Genomic DNA, 18,189 nt, shown 5'->3' with positions numbered 1-18,189 from the left:
ATGGATTTAGCTTTTTCGGGCTGGTCAGGTATTTTGATTCTTGCTGTGTACGGTTTGATTATGCTTGGGGTTGGTGTTTTAACGTTTTTAAAAAACAGAAATATGCATAAAAGTCTGGATGCGTACTATCTTGGCGGCAGAGGACTCGGTGTTATGGTTCTGTTTTTCACTTTTTTTGCTACACAATATAGTGGAAATACGGTTATCGGTTACCCCCCGTCTGCGTATCGACAGGGCTTTGAATACTTAGTATCCGTGCCTTTTTTCATTATGATTATTATGGCATATCTTTTATTTGCTCCGCGACTTTATACCCTTGGTAAGAAATATAAATTGGTTACACCTGCCCAGTGGTTTGAAAAACGGTATAAATCGAAAGCGGTTACAATTCTAGCTTCATTACTCATGCTTTACGGTCTGGGTAACTACTTACTTGAACAATTAGTAGCTATCGGGCAAGGAGTGTCTGGATTAACCGGAGGAACGATTCCCTATCAGCTCGGTGTTATCTTCTTTGTCGTTATCATGCTGATTTACGGATGGCTTGGCGGGATGCGCTCCGTAGCTTATACAGATACCATACAAGGGATCGCACTATTGTTTGGTGTCTTTATGCTTTTGATCGGATCTATTATTTATTTTGGCGGCTTGCCTACCTCAGCCGATTACATGCAGGTTTTTTCTCCTGAGAAACTGGGAATTCCTGATGCACCAGGTGTGATGAATTGGTTAAGCCTGCTTGTGTTGATTGGAATTGGTGCTGCGGTTTATCCTCACGCTATTCAGCGAATATTCTCGGCAAAGAGTGAAAAAACACTAAAACGCTCATTCAGCAGAATGGCTTGGATGCCCTTCTTAACTGCAGGGGTGGTGTTCATCATAGGGATTATCGGTATTAATGCGTTTCCTGATTTATCTACTGCAGAATCCGAACAGCTCGTAGGTATGATGGCAAGTACCATTGCGAGTCAGAACGTCATTTTCTATTGGGCTATGACTTTGCTGTTTGGTGGAGTTATTGCAGCGATAGTGTCCACCGCTGATTCTATATTACTGACATTTTCTTCGATTATTTCGAACGATTTATACGGAAATTACATTAACCCTGAGGCTTCTCAGCGTAAAAAATTACTCGTTGGTAAGCTGGTAGGTGTCGTGGCAGTAGGTATCCTGATTTTAGTTGCATGGTTCCCGCCGGCAACACTTTATCAGATATTTGTATTGAAGTTTGAATTACTGATTCAGATATCACCGGGATTGATCCTCGGCCTGTACTGGAATCGCCTGCATACCAAAGCTGTCTTTACGGGAATGATTGCAGGTACATTGGTGGCTTCTCTGATGACGGTTTTCAATCTATCTTTATTAGGTATTGCCAGCGGGTTATGGGGACTTCTTCTGAACATCGTCATATGTGTCAGCGGAAGCCTTATTATGAATGTTTCCGCAGTAGAAGAGAACGAAGCAAAGAAGGTCGTAGCGTTATAACGAGCACGTCAGTTTTTGGAAAAGAGATGACTCATGATGATAAATTCTCCCATTCATAATGCAGCTTCAGGTAGGTTTAAGCCCTGGCGTATGCTATTATGGCTGCTTCTGGCACAAATCATGGTAGCGTTTATTGGTCGGAGTCTCGGGCCGCTGGGAGTACTTATTGAAGAAGATTTATATTTGACGAAAGCGCAAGTTGGGCTGTTGCCATCTGCCCTGTTTTTAGGACAGGCACTGGTTTCTATACCGACCGGTTTCTTTGTTGACCGGTTCGGATCAAGGCCGTTGCTGGTTGTGCTGGCTTCGGCTTTGGGAATCAGTTTTTTATTAATGACCTTCCAATCCACCTTTGTACTAATGTTATTGTTGGTTATGATTGGGGGGATAGGGTATGGGGGGATGCACCCTACTAGCAACCGCGGGATTGTTTATTGGTTTCCCAAAAATAAAAGAGGAGCGGCAATGGGAATCAAACAAATGGGGATTACGTTTGGATCCGCGCTGTCAGCTATTTTGTTATTGCCATTAGCTGAGACCTATGGGTGGAGAACCGCTGTTTTACTGGCGAGTCTCGGATTGATAGCGACGGGATTCCTGGCATTCTTTCTTTACAGAGATCCAGATAACGAGAAACCTTCCAAAAATCAAAAGATATCTGTCCGTTCTACATTATCAGCCACATTGAAAATGGTGAAAAATAAACCATTATTATTAATCAGTCTCAGTGCAATGGGAATTAATGGGGCGCAAATGTGTTTAAATACTTATCTTGTGTTATTTACGTATGAACAGATCGGTATTGATCTAGTGTTTGCCGGATTTTTGTTTGTCGTTTCCGAAGTGGGCGGGTCATTTGGCAGGATTGGATGGGGAATTATCAGTGATCGGGTTTTTGGGGGAGAAAGATTGAAAGTCATGACGATTATTGTCATGATTACTTTTTTCGCAAGTATCGTGGTCGCTTTTCTCCCAGCGGGTACACCATTTGAGTTGATGGTGCCGCTGTTTTTACTATTTGGTTTCTCCGTGTCGGGGTTTAATGGGATATGGATGAACTTGGCATCTGAGCTGGTGTCAAAAGAAGAAGCGGGGTTATCAAGCGGCTTTAGTATTACTTTGGGATCGCTCGGTGTAATTTTAATCCCTCCATTGTTTGGAGTGATTGTGGATCATAGTGGGTATACATTTGGCTGGCTGCTGATTTCTTTCCTGATGATTGTTGTGTTCCTATTGATCAGATATTTAAATAAAATCAGATAAACATAATCTGAACAAAAAATACCATATTTAAACAGAGAATAAAGATTGTGTTTTTAATTAAAGGAAGTTCATGAAAGTTAACAGCTGGAACCTTAAACCGCTGGAATTAAATGATTCATAACCGAAAGCAAAAAATATCAATAGCCTTTTAGTGCGCTGTCGCTTTAAACAACTACCGCTAAAGGTTTTTAATCATTTCTGATAAACGTATTAACCCTTTTTCTAGATCTTCCATGGAAGCGAATGAGAAGGATAAGCGCAGGTGATCTTGATCATTTTTATCGTATATACTTCCCGGATTTATCAAGATGCCTTCCTGAAGGGCTGCATAAAATAATTTTCGGATAGAAATGTTGGGCTGCAGCCGAAGCCAAATATAAAAACCACCTTTAGGAATATTCCAGGTTGCCAATTCTGAAAAATATTCAGTTAATATTTGAATGGTAAAGCCTCTTCTGAATTTTAATTGCTCCCTTATCTGTTTTAAATAGTCCTCATAGATTCCGTCTGCAAGCCATTTATCAACCACATACTGTGATAAGGAACTTGACTCATAATCCGTTTGCATTTTAATATCGGACAAACGTTCAATGACAGGGTCAGGTCCAACAATCCATCCAATTCGCAGCCCCGGACTCAATGTTTTTCGAAATACTTCCTACATATAGAACATTTCCCTGCCTATCCCTCGCCTTCAACGGTTTTGGCGGAGGGTTATCAAACCATAGATCACCGTAAACATCATCTTCAATAATGGGAAGGGATTCCTTATTAGAAATCGTTAATAATTGATCCCGTCTTCTTTCCGACATTAATATGCCTGTCGGATTGTCATTTTATCAAATTGGTTGGGTCAATTTCTATCCAAATGGTTGGAGACAGGTGGATCATTCTCCGTTATCCTGAATAGGGATGCAAGGGAGGGGAAAACAATGGAGGCATTACTTCATGGTGTGATGCTGGCATTTGGTTTAATATTGCCATTAGGCGTGCAAAATATATTCGTATTTAACCAAGGGGCAACACATTTAAAATTTATCAATGTTTTGCCTGTTATTATGGCAGCGGGTTTTTCTGATACGCTATTAATATATTTGGCTGTAGCCGGTGTTTCCTTCATTGTTTTTAACTTTGAGTGGTTAACAGTATTACTGTTTATAGGGGGATTTTTTTTCTTAGTTTACATGGGGTGGGTCATGTGGAAAAGCCAATCTGAACAAAGTGGTAAACAACAGTCGAACAAATTATCGGCAAAACGTCAGGTGACATTTGCTGTCTCTGTTTCATTGCTTAATCCGCATGCCATTATGGATACAATTGGGATAATTGGAACCAGTTCTCTTGTCTATACGGGATATGAAAAGTGGTTATTTACGGCAGCGTGTATAGGGGTTTCATGGGTTTGGTTTTTAACTTTGGCGGTAGCTGGAAGAAAGCTTGGTCAACTTGATAAAAATGGACAACTGTTAAAACGAATGAACCAGGCTTCCGCTATTATTATATGGGGGATGGCCATGTACATGGGATATCAATTGTTTTCACGCTGAGGTTAACGTGAAAGATAAACTAAGATTTTGAATCGGGAATACTTAATCGAGGAGTCACGTCCCAATGGATTTGTTTTTCTGCAGGGCTTTTGTCAGGATCCATTTATGCTGATCTAAACAGCTGATTAAGCATTATATCATTAGTCAACCCCCCCGTTTATGATATAATGAAAATTCCGCAACTGCACATAGAAAGAAGGACATAGACATGATTCGCATTTTTCGCTGGTCCATTTATTTTATCGGGATTATGATTTTTAGTTTGGGGATCACCATAACGGTAAACATGCAGCATTTGGGGATTCACCCGTGGGATGTATTGAATGTAGCCTTATTTGATTTAGTTGGATTGTCCATCGGATCCTGGGCGATCATCATTTCATTTGTACTGATCGTTATATCCTGGATATTGGATAAGTCCTACATTAAAATCGGGACTTTTTTGAATGCGGTGCTGGTTGGCACTTTTGTCGATTTATATATGTGGCTTGATTTCCTTCCAAAGACGACTAACACCTGGCCGGATGTTCTTGTTATCATTGCGGGCATTGTCGTCATGGGTCTTGGCGGCGGCATTTATAATGCTGCAGGCGTTGGTTCGGGTCCGCGTGATGGGTTTATGCTGTCGATTTCTGATAAAACGGGGGCTTCCATTGGAAAGGTTCGCATGATCACCGAAAGTACCGTGTTAATCATTGGACTGATCCTGGGTGGTCCTGTATTTATCTTTACATTTATTTTTACCTTTATCCAAAGTCCGCTGTTCCAGTATTCCTATTTGCAGATGCGCCGTGTTGTTGATCGAGTAGCTTTGGTGCATACGAACAGATATAGCTCAGGCTCCGGTAATGCCGGATGAGTTCTATATTGTTGTGAGGCCAAATATGTTATAATAGCAAAAAAGGCAGGAGGTGCACGTATGAGTTCGGATCAGTTTTATATTTATGGAAACAAGCAGAAGTCATTTCAGTTGCACGCAGAAAGAATGGTACTCTACCTTGGTGCTGGGATTATAGAAGCCTGGAGTAAAAATCATGAAGCCTATTACTTGTTCTTTTACAAACATGACTTCCTCACCGCTGTAAAAGCCAAAAAACTAAGGCGCTGTTCATTCATCGCTTCTGCCTTTAAACAGGGCATGGTCTTCAATGCACCGCACCCATTTATCGATGAACTATTATCTGCCAACCACCCATGCCGTACCACCCGCTTCGAACCACTTCTGAAGAAACTGGATAAGCATTATACTCCTCAGGAAAAGGCATTTATTCTGACATTCTTTGAATCATTCATTTCCAAAAAACAGCTATTTAACGAAATTACATCCATATTTTATACCTATCGCAGGAATGGGCAGAACTTTTTGGGCTATCGAATTGTCCGGATTTTAATGGACTTTGCACCCGGCCACAGCTTGGTCAGGCAGCTTTCCAGTGACTGGAGCTTTAGGGAATATGCAGATCTGTATCATCATCAATCCGAGAAAGTGCTGGATAAAGACTTGATTTTTGCTGAAAAAGTACTCAGTTCCGAAAAGGATCAGGACGATTGTTTTCACCGGCTCATCACCTTGCTTGATAAGCAATCAAGATGGATCGATATGATGGCTCTTTATGGAGACAAGTTAATTGAAAACCCGTCAGAAAACAGCTATTACCCTCTTCTAAATTTGTTGAACCGGCATTTTGATAAAGAACAAACCATGTGCATTCTTGAAAATCTGTACCACCAGCAGCCCCGCTTTGCACCACTAAAACAGGATCTCCTGCAAATATACATTGAGCTGAATAAAATTGAGCAAGTTCTGAACATACTTGAGGACCCCGATTATTATATTGAACCCCCACAAACGGAATCAATTGGAGGAATGCTCGAACAATTGGATCTGGCATCTCTCTCGTTACAACCCGAACAGCTGCAAACGTTGTTTAAACTGACGATTGATTGGCATCCTGAAAAAGCTGAACATCTTATTCACAGATACACCGCTATATTATTGAATACGAGTGAGCCGGGCTTTATTAAGGAGCTGCTGAAGCCTTTTATTGAGCAGCGCGCGGTCCATCCGATCTATCTAAAAGTAGATGCAATGGAAAAATTCAGTGATAATCTGGATCAAATGCAGGTTCTGGGGGAATTATATTATGAATTCAGCCAGCCGGAGCAGGCAATCGAGTGTTTCAGCTGGGAAATGGAACTAAAGCCTGAGGATCCGCAGCCACTCAAATGGTTATCAAAAATTTACCAGGAACTGGGGATGACGAATGAAGCAGATGCATATCGGAAGCTGTTCATTAACCTGCAGAAACAGGTATAGCATCTCATCATTTGTAATCAAATCGATAACATGATATTTTTTTATATGTATGGATCCTTGTACAACTTTGTTTTATCATATTCCTGGAACAATAGGAATGAAGATTAGATGTGAAAATACCTGAAACTGGAGGTAAATGAATTGAAAATAATTGTTGCTGGAGGAGACGGTTTTTGTGGCTGGCCGACTGCTCTTTATTTATCCAAACAAGGCCATGATGTAGCTATTATCGATAATATGATCAGACGAAAAATGGATCAGGAACTGCACTCGAATTCCATTACGCCTATTGCCGCACTGGAAGAACGGGTGGCAAAATGGAAGGAACTGACTGGAAAGGAAATCCGCACCTATGATGGTGATTTGACGCATTATGACTTTCTGCGGGAGATCCTGAGACAAGAGAGGCCTGATGCATTTGTGCATTTTGCTGAACAACGTTCAGCGCCATATTCGATGATTGATCGGGAACACGCTGTATTTACACAAACGAATAATGTTTCAGGTACATTGAATGTTCTCTATGGGATTAAGGAAATCGTACCGGATTGCCATTTGATCAAATTGGGTACAATGGGTGAATATGGCACACCCAATATTCCGATTGAAGAAGGGTATATTGAAATTGAACATAAAGGACGAAAAGATGTCCTGCCATATCCGAAGCAGCCGGGCTCTTTTTATCACCTATCCAAAGTGCATGACAGCCATAATATTATGTTTGCCTGCAAAATTTGGGGTATCCGGGCAACTGATCTAAACCAGGGAATTGTATATGGGTTGGATACGGACGAAACAAAAATGGATCCGGCGCTGACGAACCGTCTAGACTATGACGGGGTATTCGGAACAGCGTTAAATCGTTTTATTATCCAGTCGACGATTGGCCATGATCTGACCGTATATGGAAAAGGTGGACAGACACGCGGATTCCTGAATATTGAGGATACAGTCCGTTGTATTGAAATTGCCGCCAAAAACCCTGCTGACAAAGGCGAATTCCGGGTGTTCAACCAGTTTACGGAAGAGTTTTCTGTCGGTGAGCTTGCCGAAAAAGTACAAAAGGTTGCACATGAAGAAGGTTTTGAAACAACGATCGCAAACCTTGATAATCCAAGGGTAGAATTGGAGGAACACTTCTTCAAAGCAGAAAATACCAAACTGAGAGACCTTGGACTCGAACCGCATTTGCTGGATGATGAAGTCATTCGTGAAATTCTTAAAACAGTCGTTCATCATAAGGATCGGGTCATCAAAGAAAACGTGCTCCCGCAAGTTTCGTGGAAATAAGGTCAAGGCTAATCATTCAATCACATATTTTAATCTAGATCAACAATTGAGGAAGTGTCGTCATTGAAAATTGCCATAATCACGGAGACGTTCATACCTTCAACAGATGGCGTGGTCACTAGACTAAAAGCTTGTATTCGTTACTTTAAAAACGAAGGTCATGATGTTCGCATTATCGCACCTGACCTTGGTGTGTATGAATTTGAAGGCGTCAAAATAGAGGGGGTTCCAGCCCGCACTCTCCCTTTTTATCGTTCTAAAAAATTTTCACTGCCGACGCGAAAAGTCAAAAAAATGCTTGAAGCGTATGAGCCGGATGTTGTTCATGTCGTCAATCCGGCGCTGGTAGGAATGTCCGGTGTCCATTATGCAAAAAAACTCGGGATTCCGATGCTTGCGTCCTTCCATACTCAGGTGCCGAAATATGCGGATTATTACAATCTTCCTATCTTTAAAGGGTTTTTATGGTGGTATTTCCGAAAGCTTCATAATCAGGCAGAGTTGAATCTTTGCACATCCGAAGCCGTTAAGAAAGAGCTGGAGGAACAGAACTTTTATAATGTTCACGTCTGGAAGCGGGGCGTGGACACGGAATTGTTTCATCCGGATAAGTACGACCAGAAAATGCGAGAGAAACTTTCAGACGGACAGTCAAATAAAAAGCTGCTGCTGTTTGTTGGCAGGCTTGCCCCGGAAAAAGAAATCGAAAAAATTAAATCGGTATTGGATGCCTCAGATGAATTTACACTGGCGATTGTAGGGGACGGGCCGCACCGCCAGTCACTGGAAAAACACTTTGAAGGCACAAATACTGTATTTACCGGATTTATGCATGGGGAAGAACTTGCCAAAGCGTATGCGTCATCAGATTTGTTTGTATTCCCGTCAACGTCCGAAACGCTTGGTCTTGTGATTACAGAAGCGATGGCGTCAGGGCTGCCATTGGTTGCTGCCAAAAGCGGGCCAACTTGTGAACAGATTGAGGACAACCGTACCGGATTGCTTTATGACAAGGACAAGCAGGGCGATTTTACGAATACCGTGCTCCGGTTTGCTGATGAAACGCTGCGTAAGCGCTTGGCAAGAGCTGCCCGCAGTGATATTGAAGAAATGGGCTGGGATGCCCAATCGAAGCAAGTGCTTGATTACTACAAGGAAATTATCGGGATAGAAGGAAAGACGATGAGGCATTATAATATTGATCCATCCAATCTGGAAACTGAAAATAAATAAGAGGAAATAGTTGATATATGCAGTCAGCTTTCCTTTTGTTTAAACATCTGAATCAGGGAAGGTTTGGATCATGGAATCTGCTGTCTCATCGATTTCCCTTATTCCGGCATCTAGCATCAGACCTCTGAAACGAGGAGTTCCATGGCACAGCGTAAACCTAAACGTGGCCCATTACAATTTCTGCAGTTTGGCGTGATTGGTTTTGCGAATGCAGGAATTGATATTGGGACGTTAAATCTGTTATTAATTTTATTCCATACAGATGATCGGATTTTGCTTTTATTATACAACACAATCGCGTATACATTGGCAGTGGCCAATAGCTATTACTGGAATGCAAGCATTACATTTAAACGGTCAGCGCAGGGAAGCAACCGCCAGCGCATTCTGTTTATCGCTCAGGGGCTTATCAGCCTGGGAGTCAGCAATCTTGTTTTTCTGGGTGTTAATGAATGGCTGGATTATATAGCTGTTCCAAATTGGATGCGTTATAATATAGCGAAAGGATTGGCCATGCTTCTATCATTCCTAGCCAGCTTTTTTATGGTGAAATATTTTGTTTTTAAAGATTACGGAAAACGATTTATTAAATAAAACAAGACGATCATCAAAAACTGAGTCTTCAAAGCGAGACTCAGTTTTTTTATTCGGAAATAACCGTAAAATACAAAAAATTAGGTTGAAAGTACTAGAAAAATTGTGAAAAGAGTATATAATAGGAACTAATATATCCATTTCATAAAATATATAGCAAGAAAGGAGGGACGAAGATGAATGCTGCTGCGTCACGATTTTTTCATAATGTGCTCACAAATGGAATAAGGGAAATGGTATTTATCATAAGAGTGGATGGGGATCAAAACTTTTATTATGAATTTTTAAACGATGCGGCAAAAGAACGCACAATGCTCACGGAAGTAGTAATCGGCAAGACGTTTCATGGCGTGTATCCAAAACAGACAGCGGAATTTTTAACACAAAAATACAAGAAAGTACTCGATTTACAAGAAGTCATGACATATGAAGATAGTTATGAGTCGCCGGATGGTATTAAATATTCGGAAACAACATTAACCCCGCTTTACGATAACGGGCAATGTATCCATATTGTTGCACTTGTGAAAGATATTACTCAGCGTAAACTGACTGAATACGGAATACAGAAATCGAAAAATGAATTGGATCGGAATAAACAAAAATACCGGTCACTTTATGATTATAATCTGGATGCTATTTTATCATTGGATTTAAGCGGCAATATACTCAATGGAAACAATGCCGCAGCGTCTGTTTTCGGATATCAGACAAGGGAGATCCGCAATAGTCTGTTTACTGATCTGATTTATACCGATGATATTGAAATTGCCAACGAGATATTTAAAAATGTCCGATCAGGCAAACCGCAAATGCGACAGCTGCGTGTGCTGCACAAGTCATCCGGAGTGGTTGAAGTCATAGTGAAATTCACACCGATTGTTATTGAGGGAGCAATTGTCGGGATTTATGGTATTTTTAAAGATATTAATGATCAAATTTTACTGGGCAAAAAATACAGAGAAAGTGAAGATCATTTTCGAATCATCGCGGATAATTCAAATGATTTAATCACAATGATCAACAAGTATGGGTATATCGTTTATGTTTCACCGTCTTATAAAGAGGTTCTTGATCATGAAACAGATGAATATATTGGCCAGCACTTTTTGCATAATGTCCACACGGATGACGTGGACCACTTGCAGAATTCGTTTACACATTCGATCGTTACCCATACGACATGGAAGGAACAATTCAGGCAAAAAAACGGTACTGGAGATTACATATGGTCAGAGCTTCGTGGTACGCCGGTTTATAATGAAGAGGAACAGTTTACCCATATGGTGGTGGTTTCCCGAAATATAACGCTCCGCAAAGATTATGAACAGCAGCTTCAGCATATGGCCTATCACGATCCGTTGACGGGATTGCCAAACCGCCGTTACTTTATGGAACAGCTGGTCTCACAACTGGAAACCATAAAGGGGACGAAACGACGTTTAGCGATCATCATGATGGATTTGGATCAATTTAAAACCATTAATGATCGAATGGGTCACGATATTGGGGATAAAGTTATTCAGGAATATGGCCGCCGAATCAGCAGTGTTATTTGTGAAAGCGATTTATTAGCCCGGCTTGGCGGTGATGAATTCATTCTGATGCTGCCGAATGCAAAATCTCAGCAGGATGTAACAAACGTGGCCGGCCGGATTCTTCGGGTGATCAATGAAATGTGGCATGTTGAAAATAACGAATTCTATACAACCACCAGTTTAGGTATTATCATTTCGTCACCATACTCACCCGAATCAGCCAATACTTTGCTGAAGCATGCTGATAAACAGCTTTATAAGGCCAAAAAATCAGGAAAAAATAATTATCGGGTTTATGATTTTTTGCAAAAGAGTATGTAAGGTAACCCTGGAAATGAACCTTTTTTAATGTATAGAATCCCTTCACTAAAGAATCCTATTTAGTAGCTTTATTGGTTTCAGGAGGACTTATGATGGGGTTTGTAGAACGTGTTAAAAAAGGGAATACGTCTTCTGGTGTTGCTGCCCTTGGCAATACGTTTCTGGCTGGGATCAAAGGAGCTGCTGCTTTTTTCAGCGGGAGCGGTTCTATGTTTGCAACAACGATGCATTCACTGGCAGACGCCGTTAACCAAGGGTTTGTTTTTTTGGGCAGCATACTGGCTCAAGCGCCGCCATCAGAACGTTTCCCAACCGGTTTTGGAAGAGTTATTAACATATTTTGTATGGTTGCTGTCGTTGTTGTTACAGTAATGGCATATGAAACGATTAAAGAAGGATGGCATCTGTTTCAGCAACCTTCTGAATCCGGTAATATTTGGCTGAACATAGGTGTGCTTGCAGCCTCTCTTCTGGTAGATGGTTTTGTTTTAGTGAAAGCGATGAAGGAAATTACCAAAGAAACGAAAGAGGATCGCGATGGGTGGTTGTTAGTGCAGGCGTTTAAAAGCGCTCCAAAGGCGTCACCTGCTACAAGACTTGTGTTTTATGAGGATCTGGTTGCTACATCCGGTGCGATATTTGCGTTGATTGGCGTATTACTGGCACAGATTTTTGGAATGCTGCGGGCGGACGGTATTTTTACGATGCTGATTGGCGTTCTGATGCTGTTTGTAGCTTTTCGGGTCGGTTATGATAATATGGTTGGGTTAATTGGAGTTTCAGCGCCGGCAGAAGTGGAAAAAAAGATATCCGGGCAATTGCTGGAAGAAGAGCAGGTAGTCGATATTTATAAAATGCGCGTCCTTCAGGAAGGGCGTACGTATCATGTGGAAGGCACTGTGGAATTGACAAAAGGTTTATCGCTGGCTGAGGCGGATGATGTAAAATTTGAATTAACCGATAAACTGCTGCGTTCCCCTGAAGTCTCTGATGTTGTATTAGGAATCATTGAGGATAACAACAAGAAAAGCTGGGAGTAATGTGGTGGAAGTACACTGGGCACCGGGGAACGAACATGCATCAAGTACGGTAAAAAAGAAGAGCACCTGCCGTGTGCGATTCTCTTCGTGGCCTATATGACTAGTTATGTTCTCTTATTGATTTCAGATTGAACCGGCTGCGATATATCCCGGTCTACATCATAATCAATCATGACATGTTGTAAAAAGAGCCAGCCGGCAAGTAATACAGCCAGTGTTAAAACGACAATGAGCAAAACGGCTTTTTTCCCCATAGAGATGCCCCCCTCGTATTATCCCTGCTATAAGATTAGAAAAACCGTTCCTAGCTGTAAATGATGGTGATAAATGCCATCAGCTGCCTAAAGCACCGGCGACATCATAATCAGCCAAATCAATCTCTAATTCTTTTCCAAGTGCCAGATTGGCCAGCTGGGTTCCGACAAATGGTCCTGTTGTAAGACCTGAGGAACCAAGTCCATTACCAACTAGAAGCCCGTCAAAGCCGGGAAGTGGGCCAATAATCGGTAAGTATCCCGGAGTGTGGGGACGAAAACCAACGCGTGCCTCCAGCACAGTGTTATCCGCCAAGCCTGGAGCCACCTCCAAGGCTTTGGATAAAATTTCGCGAAGTCCACCGGCCGTTACGCGGCTGTCAAAGCCAACATCATCTTCATGGGTGGCACCAATAATAATCCGGTCGTCCCAGGTTAACATGAATTGATCATTGGGTGGCATGACAACGGGCCAATCGGAAGTGTCGGTTTCAGGTGACTGCAGATGCAAAATTTGCGCTTTCTGGGATGTACCCTTAAAATAGATATCCAGAGGCTTGAGCAGTTCATGCATCCAGGAACCGCATGCAGCAATGACCTGATCAGCTTCGACCGTTTGGCCATTCACGGTAACGCCTGTTATACGGGATCTCTTTTGGATCAGCTCGGCATTGCCATAATGGATTTTTGCACCATGTTTTTTGGCACCATGTATAAGGGCATCCCGTAGCGCACGTCCATTAATGCGGGCAGCGCCACTGACATGGACAGATGCATAGTCTTCAGCAAGGTGTGGAAACATTTCTTTTGTTTGTTCTTTATCAAGAAGCGTGATGTCACCCATTTCCGGTGCATCATCACGACGTTTCAGCGCACGTTCCTTCATTTCAGTGAGTTTTTTCTCATTGGTATGAATGCTGATCGCCCCGGTTTGCGCATAGCCTGTTGTCGTCTCACCATCTTCAGCAAGGTCCCGGATTAAATCTTGGTAAATGCGTGCGCCGCCTTTTGCCAGCTTGTACCATGCTTTATTCCTACGCTGGGAGAGCCACGGACAAATAATCCCGGCCGCAGCATCGGTGGCCTGCCCAGTATCATGTCTGTCAATGATGACAACTTTTGCCCCCGATTGGGCAAGTTTGTATGCAGTAGAAGCACCCAGTATCCCAGCACCAATGATAATAAATCTGTTCATAAAAAAATCCTTTCTCATTCTCTGCATCAACTATAAGAAAAAATCAGCAAAAAATAAAGTGAAACTTCATTCAGCGGGTGTACTTTTCGTTGAATGATAGTTGAACAGAATCGGACATTTACGGGCAGTTAATCCTACGGTTGAATTTTGAATATTAAATCAGTTTATAAATGGGGATTAACTGCCCGTTACATGCGGGATAAAGTGAAACTTCATTCAGCGGGTGTATTTTCCGCTGAATGATAGTTGAACAGAATCGGACATTTACGGGCAGTTAATGCTACGGTTAAATTTTGAATATTAAATCAGTTTATAAATGGGGATTTACTGCCCGTTACATGCGGGATAAAGTGAAACTTCATTCAGCGGGTGTATTTTCCGCTGAATGATAGTTGAACAGAATCGGACATTTACGGGCAGTTAATGCTACGGTTGAATTTTGAATATTAAATCAGTTTATAAATGGGGATTTACTGCCCGTTACATGCGGGATAAAGTGAAACTTCATTCAGCGGGTGTACTTTCCGCTGAATGATAGTTGAACAGAATCGGACATTTACGGGCAGTTAATCCTATGGTTAAATTTTTACATAACAGACTTGATAAAGAAGGAGACATTTCCATTTGCTGCAGATTGCAGCGAAGCGCTATAGATTAGAGAAAAATTGCTGTAGATCAGCAATGACTCAACCGCAACATAACCTACAGTGTCGCTTCAGGTGTAAAACAAGGGGGTAACTAGAAATGAATGAAAATATGATTGCCAAAATATTATTTATTATTGGGGTAGCCCAAATGGCGGCTGGGCTGATCATTGGTCTGATTATCACGACGTCGAATGTGTATTATGGAGGAGCAGGATGGTCAATCTTTTTTGTTTGGACGGTCGGTGGTTTTGTCATGGGGATGCTGTTCATCGGATTTGCTGAAAATATTAGACTGCTGCATCTAATTAATCAAAAAATAGGGTCTTCAAAGAAAAAGGATACGCCGAAGTATTCCCGGAAAATGGAAGAGCCGCAAGTATCATGGACTTTAGGTGAAGATGAAAAGGCCAAGATTTATGATGAATATCAGGGAGAAACGATTGTTGAAATTGCCCCATCACCTCAAGAGGACTACTGTTTGGTCAGGTTTAAAAGTGGACATGAATATTATGTAAGGGTTGTTTATATTGGCGGATATGGCGTACAGGAAACAGACGATGCGGCCATCAAACAATCCATTATTCAATGGTATAATGAAAGGGATTGACGATTTATATCATAAGGCTTTTTGGCATTATTAAGTGCAGTGCAAAAAAATGCATAGCCTGTGTGTCATACTATAAACAATTCAATGTTAGGAGTGTCTTTTTGGCTAAACGAAAACGTTTCAGAATGGGATGGTTCGGATGGACATTCACGAGTGTCATCACTGTAACGCTAATAGCTTCCGCTGTATTCTTTTTTAATCTCTTTGATCTAGGTCCAATGACGTTATTTAACAGTGATGATCAAGCAACAGAAGCAGACGATATGTCGGAGGAAGATGTTGAGCATTTAGAGGAAGTACGGGGAACGGTTGGCCAAAAAAATCAGGATATTGGGCAATTTGTTTCGGATACGCATGATTTTTATAATGAGACGACTGGCTATGGTGGTATTTCATCACTTGATTGGGACGAGCAAAGAAAGGAAGCAAATGCTATTCTGGAAATCCTTGACGAAGAGCTGCCGGATGTGGAAGATGGGGCCCTGCAGGAAGACCTGGAACATATCCAGGAATTGGCAAATGCAGTCATGAATGAGGAGGATTCGAGTAGGGTACGTTCCCTGCATCGAATATTTCATGATCTTGATATTGCATTAAATGACTATAATACCTATGATAAAATCTGGAATGCAACAGAAACATTAAACACAACAAATTAGTATTCACTCGACATATTTTTATGATAATCTAATAGATAGAGAAAAAGATATTTGCACTAAAGGAGTAATGATATATGGACAAGACCTTAATTTTTGGACACAAAAGCCCGGACACCGATACGATTTGTTCTGCTTTGGTATATGCTGATTTGAAAAATAAGATGGGTGTGGAGGCGCATCCGGCCAGACTAGGGGAAATTAACGGTGAAACACAGTTTGCGCTGAATTATTTTGGTGTGGAAGCACCGGCATTTATCGAAAAAGTGGATGATGATGTCGATAACGTTATTTTGGTTGACCACAATGAATTTCAGCAAAGCGTGGACAATATTGCTGACGTACGCATCACAGAGGTTATTGATCATCACCGTGTTTCCAACTTTGAAACGAAGGAGCCGCTTTATTTTCGTGCGGAGCCTGTTGGATGCACAGCTACGATTTTGAATAAAATGCATAAAGAAAACGGTGTGATTGTTTCCAAAGAAAACGCCGGATTGCTGTTGTCTGCCATTATCTCTGATTCACTGCTTTTAAAGTCGCCAACATGCACACAGTCGGACCGGGAGGCTGCATATGAACTGGCTGAAATTGCTGGGGTGGATCTCGAAACGTATGGTCTTGAAATGCTGAAAGCCGGTGCTGACTTGAGTGATAAATCAGCATTTGATCTGGTGACAATGGATGCGAAAGAATTTACAATGGGTGATGCGAAAGTCCAAATCGCACAGGTTAATGCTGTTGATACCAGTCAAATTTATGAATCACAGGATGCAATTGAAAAAGAAATGGAACAGATTATCAGTGACAAAGGTTTGGAACTATTCCTATTTGTCGCCACTGATATTTTGGAAAACGATTCAGATGTTCTGGCATTGGGCAACGCGAAAGGCAATGTTGAAAAAGCATTTGATGTCACATTGGATAATCAAAACCGAGCACTGCTGAAGGGCGTTGTCTCCCGAAAGAAGCAAATCGTTACAAATCTGACAGAGGAATTTACGAAATAATGAATGTTTAAAAAACGCCTTGCACAGTAGATTGTGCAGGGCGTTTTATTAGTGATTCTCATAAGTTAAAAATTTCTTCCTTTACAGTGAAAGCATCCAAAGCCTCATCATCAATTTCATAACCGATACCCGGTTTGTCCGGAACAGCTATCATGCCATCATGTACAGTGACTTCTGGTTTGATGATGTCTTTTTTCCAGTAACGCGAAGATCCGGCTGTATCACCGGGCAGTACGAATTGCGGCAGTGTCGTTAATGCGATGTTATGTGCCCGGCCGACACCAGCTTCGAGCATGCCGCCGCACCAGACATCGATATCATGTTTCTGGCAAAGATCCTGTATCCGTTTTGCTTCAGACAGACCGCCGACTCGACCAATTTTTATATTGATGATGCTGCAGCTTTTTAATTCAATAGCCTTTCTGACATCTTCCAATGAATGAATACTTTCATCAAGGCAGATGGGTGTCCCGAGAGTGGCCTGCAATTTGGCATGGTCGACAATGTCATTATGTGCCAAAGGTTGTTCAATCATCATTAAATCCAGCTCATCTAATTTTTTCAGCTGATCGATGTCCTTTAGCGTGTAGGCTGAATTGGCGTCCGCCATAATGGGCGTTTCAGGAAAATGCTTCCGGACTTCTTTTAATACATCATAGTCCCAGCCAGGCTTAATTTTGATCTTGATCCGCTTATAGCCTTCTTTGACATAGTGATCGATTGTTTGCAGCAGGTCATTCACACTTGGCTGAATTCCGATGCTGATACCAACGTCTATTTCTTTTTTCGTGCCTCCTAGTGCTTCAGCAAGTGGTATCTGATTTTGTTTGGCATAAAGATCCCAGATTGCCCCTTCCAATGCAGATTTCGCCATATTATTTCGTTTGATTGGCTTGAAAACTTCCAGTACATCATCCGGGTGATGGAGAATGTTTTTCCGCAGCCGCTGTATTAGAAAATCTTTCATGATATGATGGTTTGTTTCAACGGTTTCCTCACTATACCAGGGGCTTGTGAATGCAACAGATTCACCAAACCCGTGGTTGCCATCGTTATCGAGCACTTCGGTGATAAAAAATTCTTTCTCCTGCATCGTTCCAAAACTGGTTGTGAATGGATCGTTCAACATCATTTTTATTCGTCTAAGTTTTATTTGTTTCACAGGTATTGTCATGCCTTTGGCCTCCCG

At 41.7% G+C, this 18,189-nt stretch carries 18 protein-coding genes; 13 read left to right on the top strand and 5 right to left on the bottom strand.

The genetic code is table 11. The features are described 5' to 3' along the window. Together BM195_RS14615 and BM195_RS14610 are read left to right on the top strand one after the other, a co-directional pair. A complete protein-coding gene (locus tag BM195_RS14615; protein WP_090240128.1) occupies nucleotides 1-1,488 on the top strand; it encodes a sodium:solute symporter family protein in 1,488 nt (495 codons plus the stop codon). 33 nt (nucleotides 1,489-1,521) lie between these two features. After that, nucleotides 1,522-2,751 carry an MFS transporter gene (locus BM195_RS14610; protein WP_244535776.1) on the top strand — a complete coding sequence of 410 codons (1,230 nt, stop codon included), beginning with the start codon at nucleotides 1,522-1,524 and terminating at the stop codon, nucleotides 2,749-2,751. Nucleotides 2,752-2,929: 178 nt separating this feature from the next. Here BM195_RS14610 and BM195_RS14605 read toward each other — a convergent pair whose 3' ends face one another. Together BM195_RS14605 and BM195_RS19025 are read right to left on the bottom strand one after the other, a co-directional pair. Next, nucleotides 2,930-3,391: an aminotransferase class I/II-fold pyridoxal phosphate-dependent enzyme gene (locus BM195_RS14605; protein WP_342028042.1), complete on the bottom strand. Its 462-nt coding sequence runs from the start codon at nucleotides 3,389-3,391 to the stop codon at nucleotides 2,930-2,932. Next, a complete protein-coding gene (locus BM195_RS19025) occupies nucleotides 3,351-3,563 on the bottom strand; it encodes a hypothetical protein (protein ID WP_342028041.1) in 213 nt (70 codons plus the stop codon). The genes BM195_RS14605 and BM195_RS19025 overlap by 41 nt, the downstream gene beginning before the upstream one ends. A 120-nt stretch (nucleotides 3,564-3,683) precedes the next feature. Between BM195_RS19025 and BM195_RS14600 the strand changes: the two genes are divergently transcribed. From BM195_RS14600 to BM195_RS14565, 8 genes are all read left to right on the top strand, one after another. Beyond that, nucleotides 3,684-4,298 (top strand): LysE/ArgO family amino acid transporter, encoded by a 615-nt coding sequence (locus BM195_RS14600; protein ID WP_090240126.1) that lies wholly within the window; start codon nucleotides 3,684-3,686, stop codon nucleotides 4,296-4,298. Between the two features lie 208 nt (nucleotides 4,299-4,506). Next, entirely contained in the window at nucleotides 4,507-5,157 is a 651-nt protein-coding gene (locus BM195_RS14595; protein WP_090240123.1) for a YczE/YyaS/YitT family protein, read from the top strand. Nucleotides 5,158-5,217: 60 nt separating this feature from the next. Then, complete coding sequence (locus tag BM195_RS14590) at nucleotides 5,218-6,615, top strand: tetratricopeptide repeat protein (RefSeq protein WP_090240121.1); 1,398 nt, start codon at nucleotides 5,218-5,220, stop codon at nucleotides 6,613-6,615. Nucleotides 6,616-6,756: 141 nt separating this feature from the next. Then, nucleotides 6,757-7,905, top strand: a complete 1,149-nt coding sequence (locus BM195_RS14585; protein WP_090240119.1) for an NAD-dependent epimerase/dehydratase family protein — start codon at nucleotides 6,757-6,759, stop codon at nucleotides 7,903-7,905. A gap of 63 nt (nucleotides 7,906-7,968) precedes the next feature. Beyond that, nucleotides 7,969-9,138, top strand: coding sequence for a glycosyltransferase family 4 protein (locus BM195_RS14580; RefSeq protein WP_090240115.1), 1,170 nt, complete (start codon nucleotides 7,969-7,971; stop codon nucleotides 9,136-9,138). 141 nt (nucleotides 9,139-9,279) lie between these two features. Beyond that, nucleotides 9,280-9,732: a GtrA family protein gene (locus BM195_RS14575; RefSeq protein ID WP_090240112.1), complete on the top strand. Its 453-nt coding sequence runs from the start codon at nucleotides 9,280-9,282 to the stop codon at nucleotides 9,730-9,732. Nucleotides 9,733-9,908: 176 nt separating this feature from the next. Then, nucleotides 9,909-11,591 (top strand): sensor domain-containing protein, encoded by a 1,683-nt coding sequence (locus tag BM195_RS14570; RefSeq protein ID WP_090240109.1) that lies wholly within the window; start codon nucleotides 9,909-9,911, stop codon nucleotides 11,589-11,591. Nucleotides 11,592-11,683: 92 nt separating this feature from the next. Then, nucleotides 11,684-12,631 carry a cation diffusion facilitator family transporter gene (locus BM195_RS14565; protein ID WP_090240106.1) on the top strand — a complete coding sequence of 316 codons (948 nt, stop codon included), beginning with the start codon at nucleotides 11,684-11,686 and terminating at the stop codon, nucleotides 12,629-12,631. 104 nt (nucleotides 12,632-12,735) lie between these two features. Here BM195_RS14565 and BM195_RS18390 read toward each other — a convergent pair whose 3' ends face one another. Both BM195_RS18390 and BM195_RS14560 read right to left on the bottom strand, forming a co-directional pair. Further along, nucleotides 12,736-12,885, bottom strand: coding sequence for a hypothetical protein (locus BM195_RS18390; protein ID WP_170848276.1), 150 nt, complete (start codon nucleotides 12,883-12,885; stop codon nucleotides 12,736-12,738). A gap of 79 nt (nucleotides 12,886-12,964) precedes the next feature. Beyond that, nucleotides 12,965-14,080: an NAD(P)/FAD-dependent oxidoreductase gene (locus BM195_RS14560; RefSeq protein WP_090240103.1), complete on the bottom strand. Its 1,116-nt coding sequence runs from the start codon at nucleotides 14,078-14,080 to the stop codon at nucleotides 12,965-12,967. 744 nt (nucleotides 14,081-14,824) lie between these two features. On the opposite strand from BM195_RS14560, the gene BM195_RS14555 reads away from it, so the two are divergent. The 3 genes from BM195_RS14555 to BM195_RS14545 all read left to right on the top strand — a co-directional run bounded on the left by BM195_RS14555 (nucleotide 14,825) and on the right by BM195_RS14545 (nucleotide 17,000). Then, entirely contained in the window at nucleotides 14,825-15,334 is a 510-nt protein-coding gene (locus tag BM195_RS14555) for a hypothetical protein (protein WP_090240101.1), read from the top strand. A 101-nt stretch (nucleotides 15,335-15,435) separates the two neighbouring features. Then, complete coding sequence (locus BM195_RS14550) at nucleotides 15,436-15,993, top strand: hypothetical protein (RefSeq protein WP_090240098.1); 558 nt, start codon at nucleotides 15,436-15,438, stop codon at nucleotides 15,991-15,993. 74 nt (nucleotides 15,994-16,067) lie between these two features. Next, nucleotides 16,068-17,000, top strand: coding sequence for a manganese-dependent inorganic pyrophosphatase (locus BM195_RS14545; RefSeq protein ID WP_090240096.1), 933 nt, complete (start codon nucleotides 16,068-16,070; stop codon nucleotides 16,998-17,000). A 58-nt stretch (nucleotides 17,001-17,058) separates the two neighbouring features. Here BM195_RS14545 and menC read toward each other — a convergent pair whose 3' ends face one another. Then, on the bottom strand, nucleotides 17,059-18,174 hold the full coding sequence (menC, locus tag BM195_RS14540) for an o-succinylbenzoate synthase (RefSeq protein ID WP_170848275.1): 1,116 nt from the start codon (nucleotides 18,172-18,174) through the stop codon (nucleotides 17,059-17,061). Nucleotides 18,175-18,189: the final 15 nt, after the last annotated feature.

The sequence above is a fragment of the Lentibacillus halodurans genome, assembly GCF_900112045.1.
GTDB lineage: Bacteria > Bacillota > Bacilli > Bacillales > Amphibacillaceae > Lentibacillus > Lentibacillus halodurans.
The sequence above is the reverse complement of the archived record's forward strand: the minus strand, read 5'-3'. Positions and strand labels throughout refer to the sequence as shown.

Bases quoted from the DNA above. Each gene is read 5' to 3' on its own strand.
- BM195_RS14545 (WP_090240096.1), top strand. From the start codon at position 16,068: ATGGACAAGACCTTAATTTTTGGACACAAAAGCCCGGACACCGATACG.
- BM195_RS14610 (WP_244535776.1), top strand. From the start codon at position 1,522: ATGATGATAAATTCTCCCATTCATAATGCAGCTTCAGGTAGGTTTAAG.
- BM195_RS14565 (WP_090240106.1), top strand. From the start codon at position 11,684: ATGGGGTTTGTAGAACGTGTTAAAAAAGGGAATACGTCTTCTGGTGTT.
- BM195_RS14570 (WP_090240109.1), top strand. From the start codon at position 9,909: ATGAATGCTGCTGCGTCACGATTTTTTCATAATGTGCTCACAAATGGA.
- BM195_RS14560 (WP_090240103.1), bottom strand. From the start codon at position 14,080: ATGAACAGATTTATTATCATTGGTGCTGGGATACTGGGTGCTTCTACT.
- menC (WP_170848275.1), bottom strand. From the start codon at position 18,174: ATGACAATACCTGTGAAACAAATAAAACTTAGACGAATAAAAATGATG.
- BM195_RS18390 (WP_170848276.1), bottom strand. From the start codon at position 12,885: ATGGGGAAAAAAGCCGTTTTGCTCATTGTCGTTTTAACACTGGCTGTA.
- BM195_RS14575 (WP_090240112.1), top strand. From the start codon at position 9,280: ATGGCACAGCGTAAACCTAAACGTGGCCCATTACAATTTCTGCAGTTT.
- BM195_RS19025 (WP_342028041.1), bottom strand. From the start codon at position 3,563: ATGTCGGAAAGAAGACGGGATCAATTATTAACGATTTCTAATAAGGAA.
- BM195_RS14590 (WP_090240121.1), top strand. From the start codon at position 5,218: ATGAGTTCGGATCAGTTTTATATTTATGGAAACAAGCAGAAGTCATTT.
- BM195_RS14600 (WP_090240126.1), top strand. From the start codon at position 3,684: ATGGAGGCATTACTTCATGGTGTGATGCTGGCATTTGGTTTAATATTG.
- BM195_RS14615 (WP_090240128.1), top strand. From the start codon at position 1: ATGGATTTAGCTTTTTCGGGCTGGTCAGGTATTTTGATTCTTGCTGTG.
- BM195_RS14555 (WP_090240101.1), top strand. From the start codon at position 14,825: ATGAATGAAAATATGATTGCCAAAATATTATTTATTATTGGGGTAGCC.
- BM195_RS14595 (WP_090240123.1), top strand. From the start codon at position 4,507: ATGATTCGCATTTTTCGCTGGTCCATTTATTTTATCGGGATTATGATT.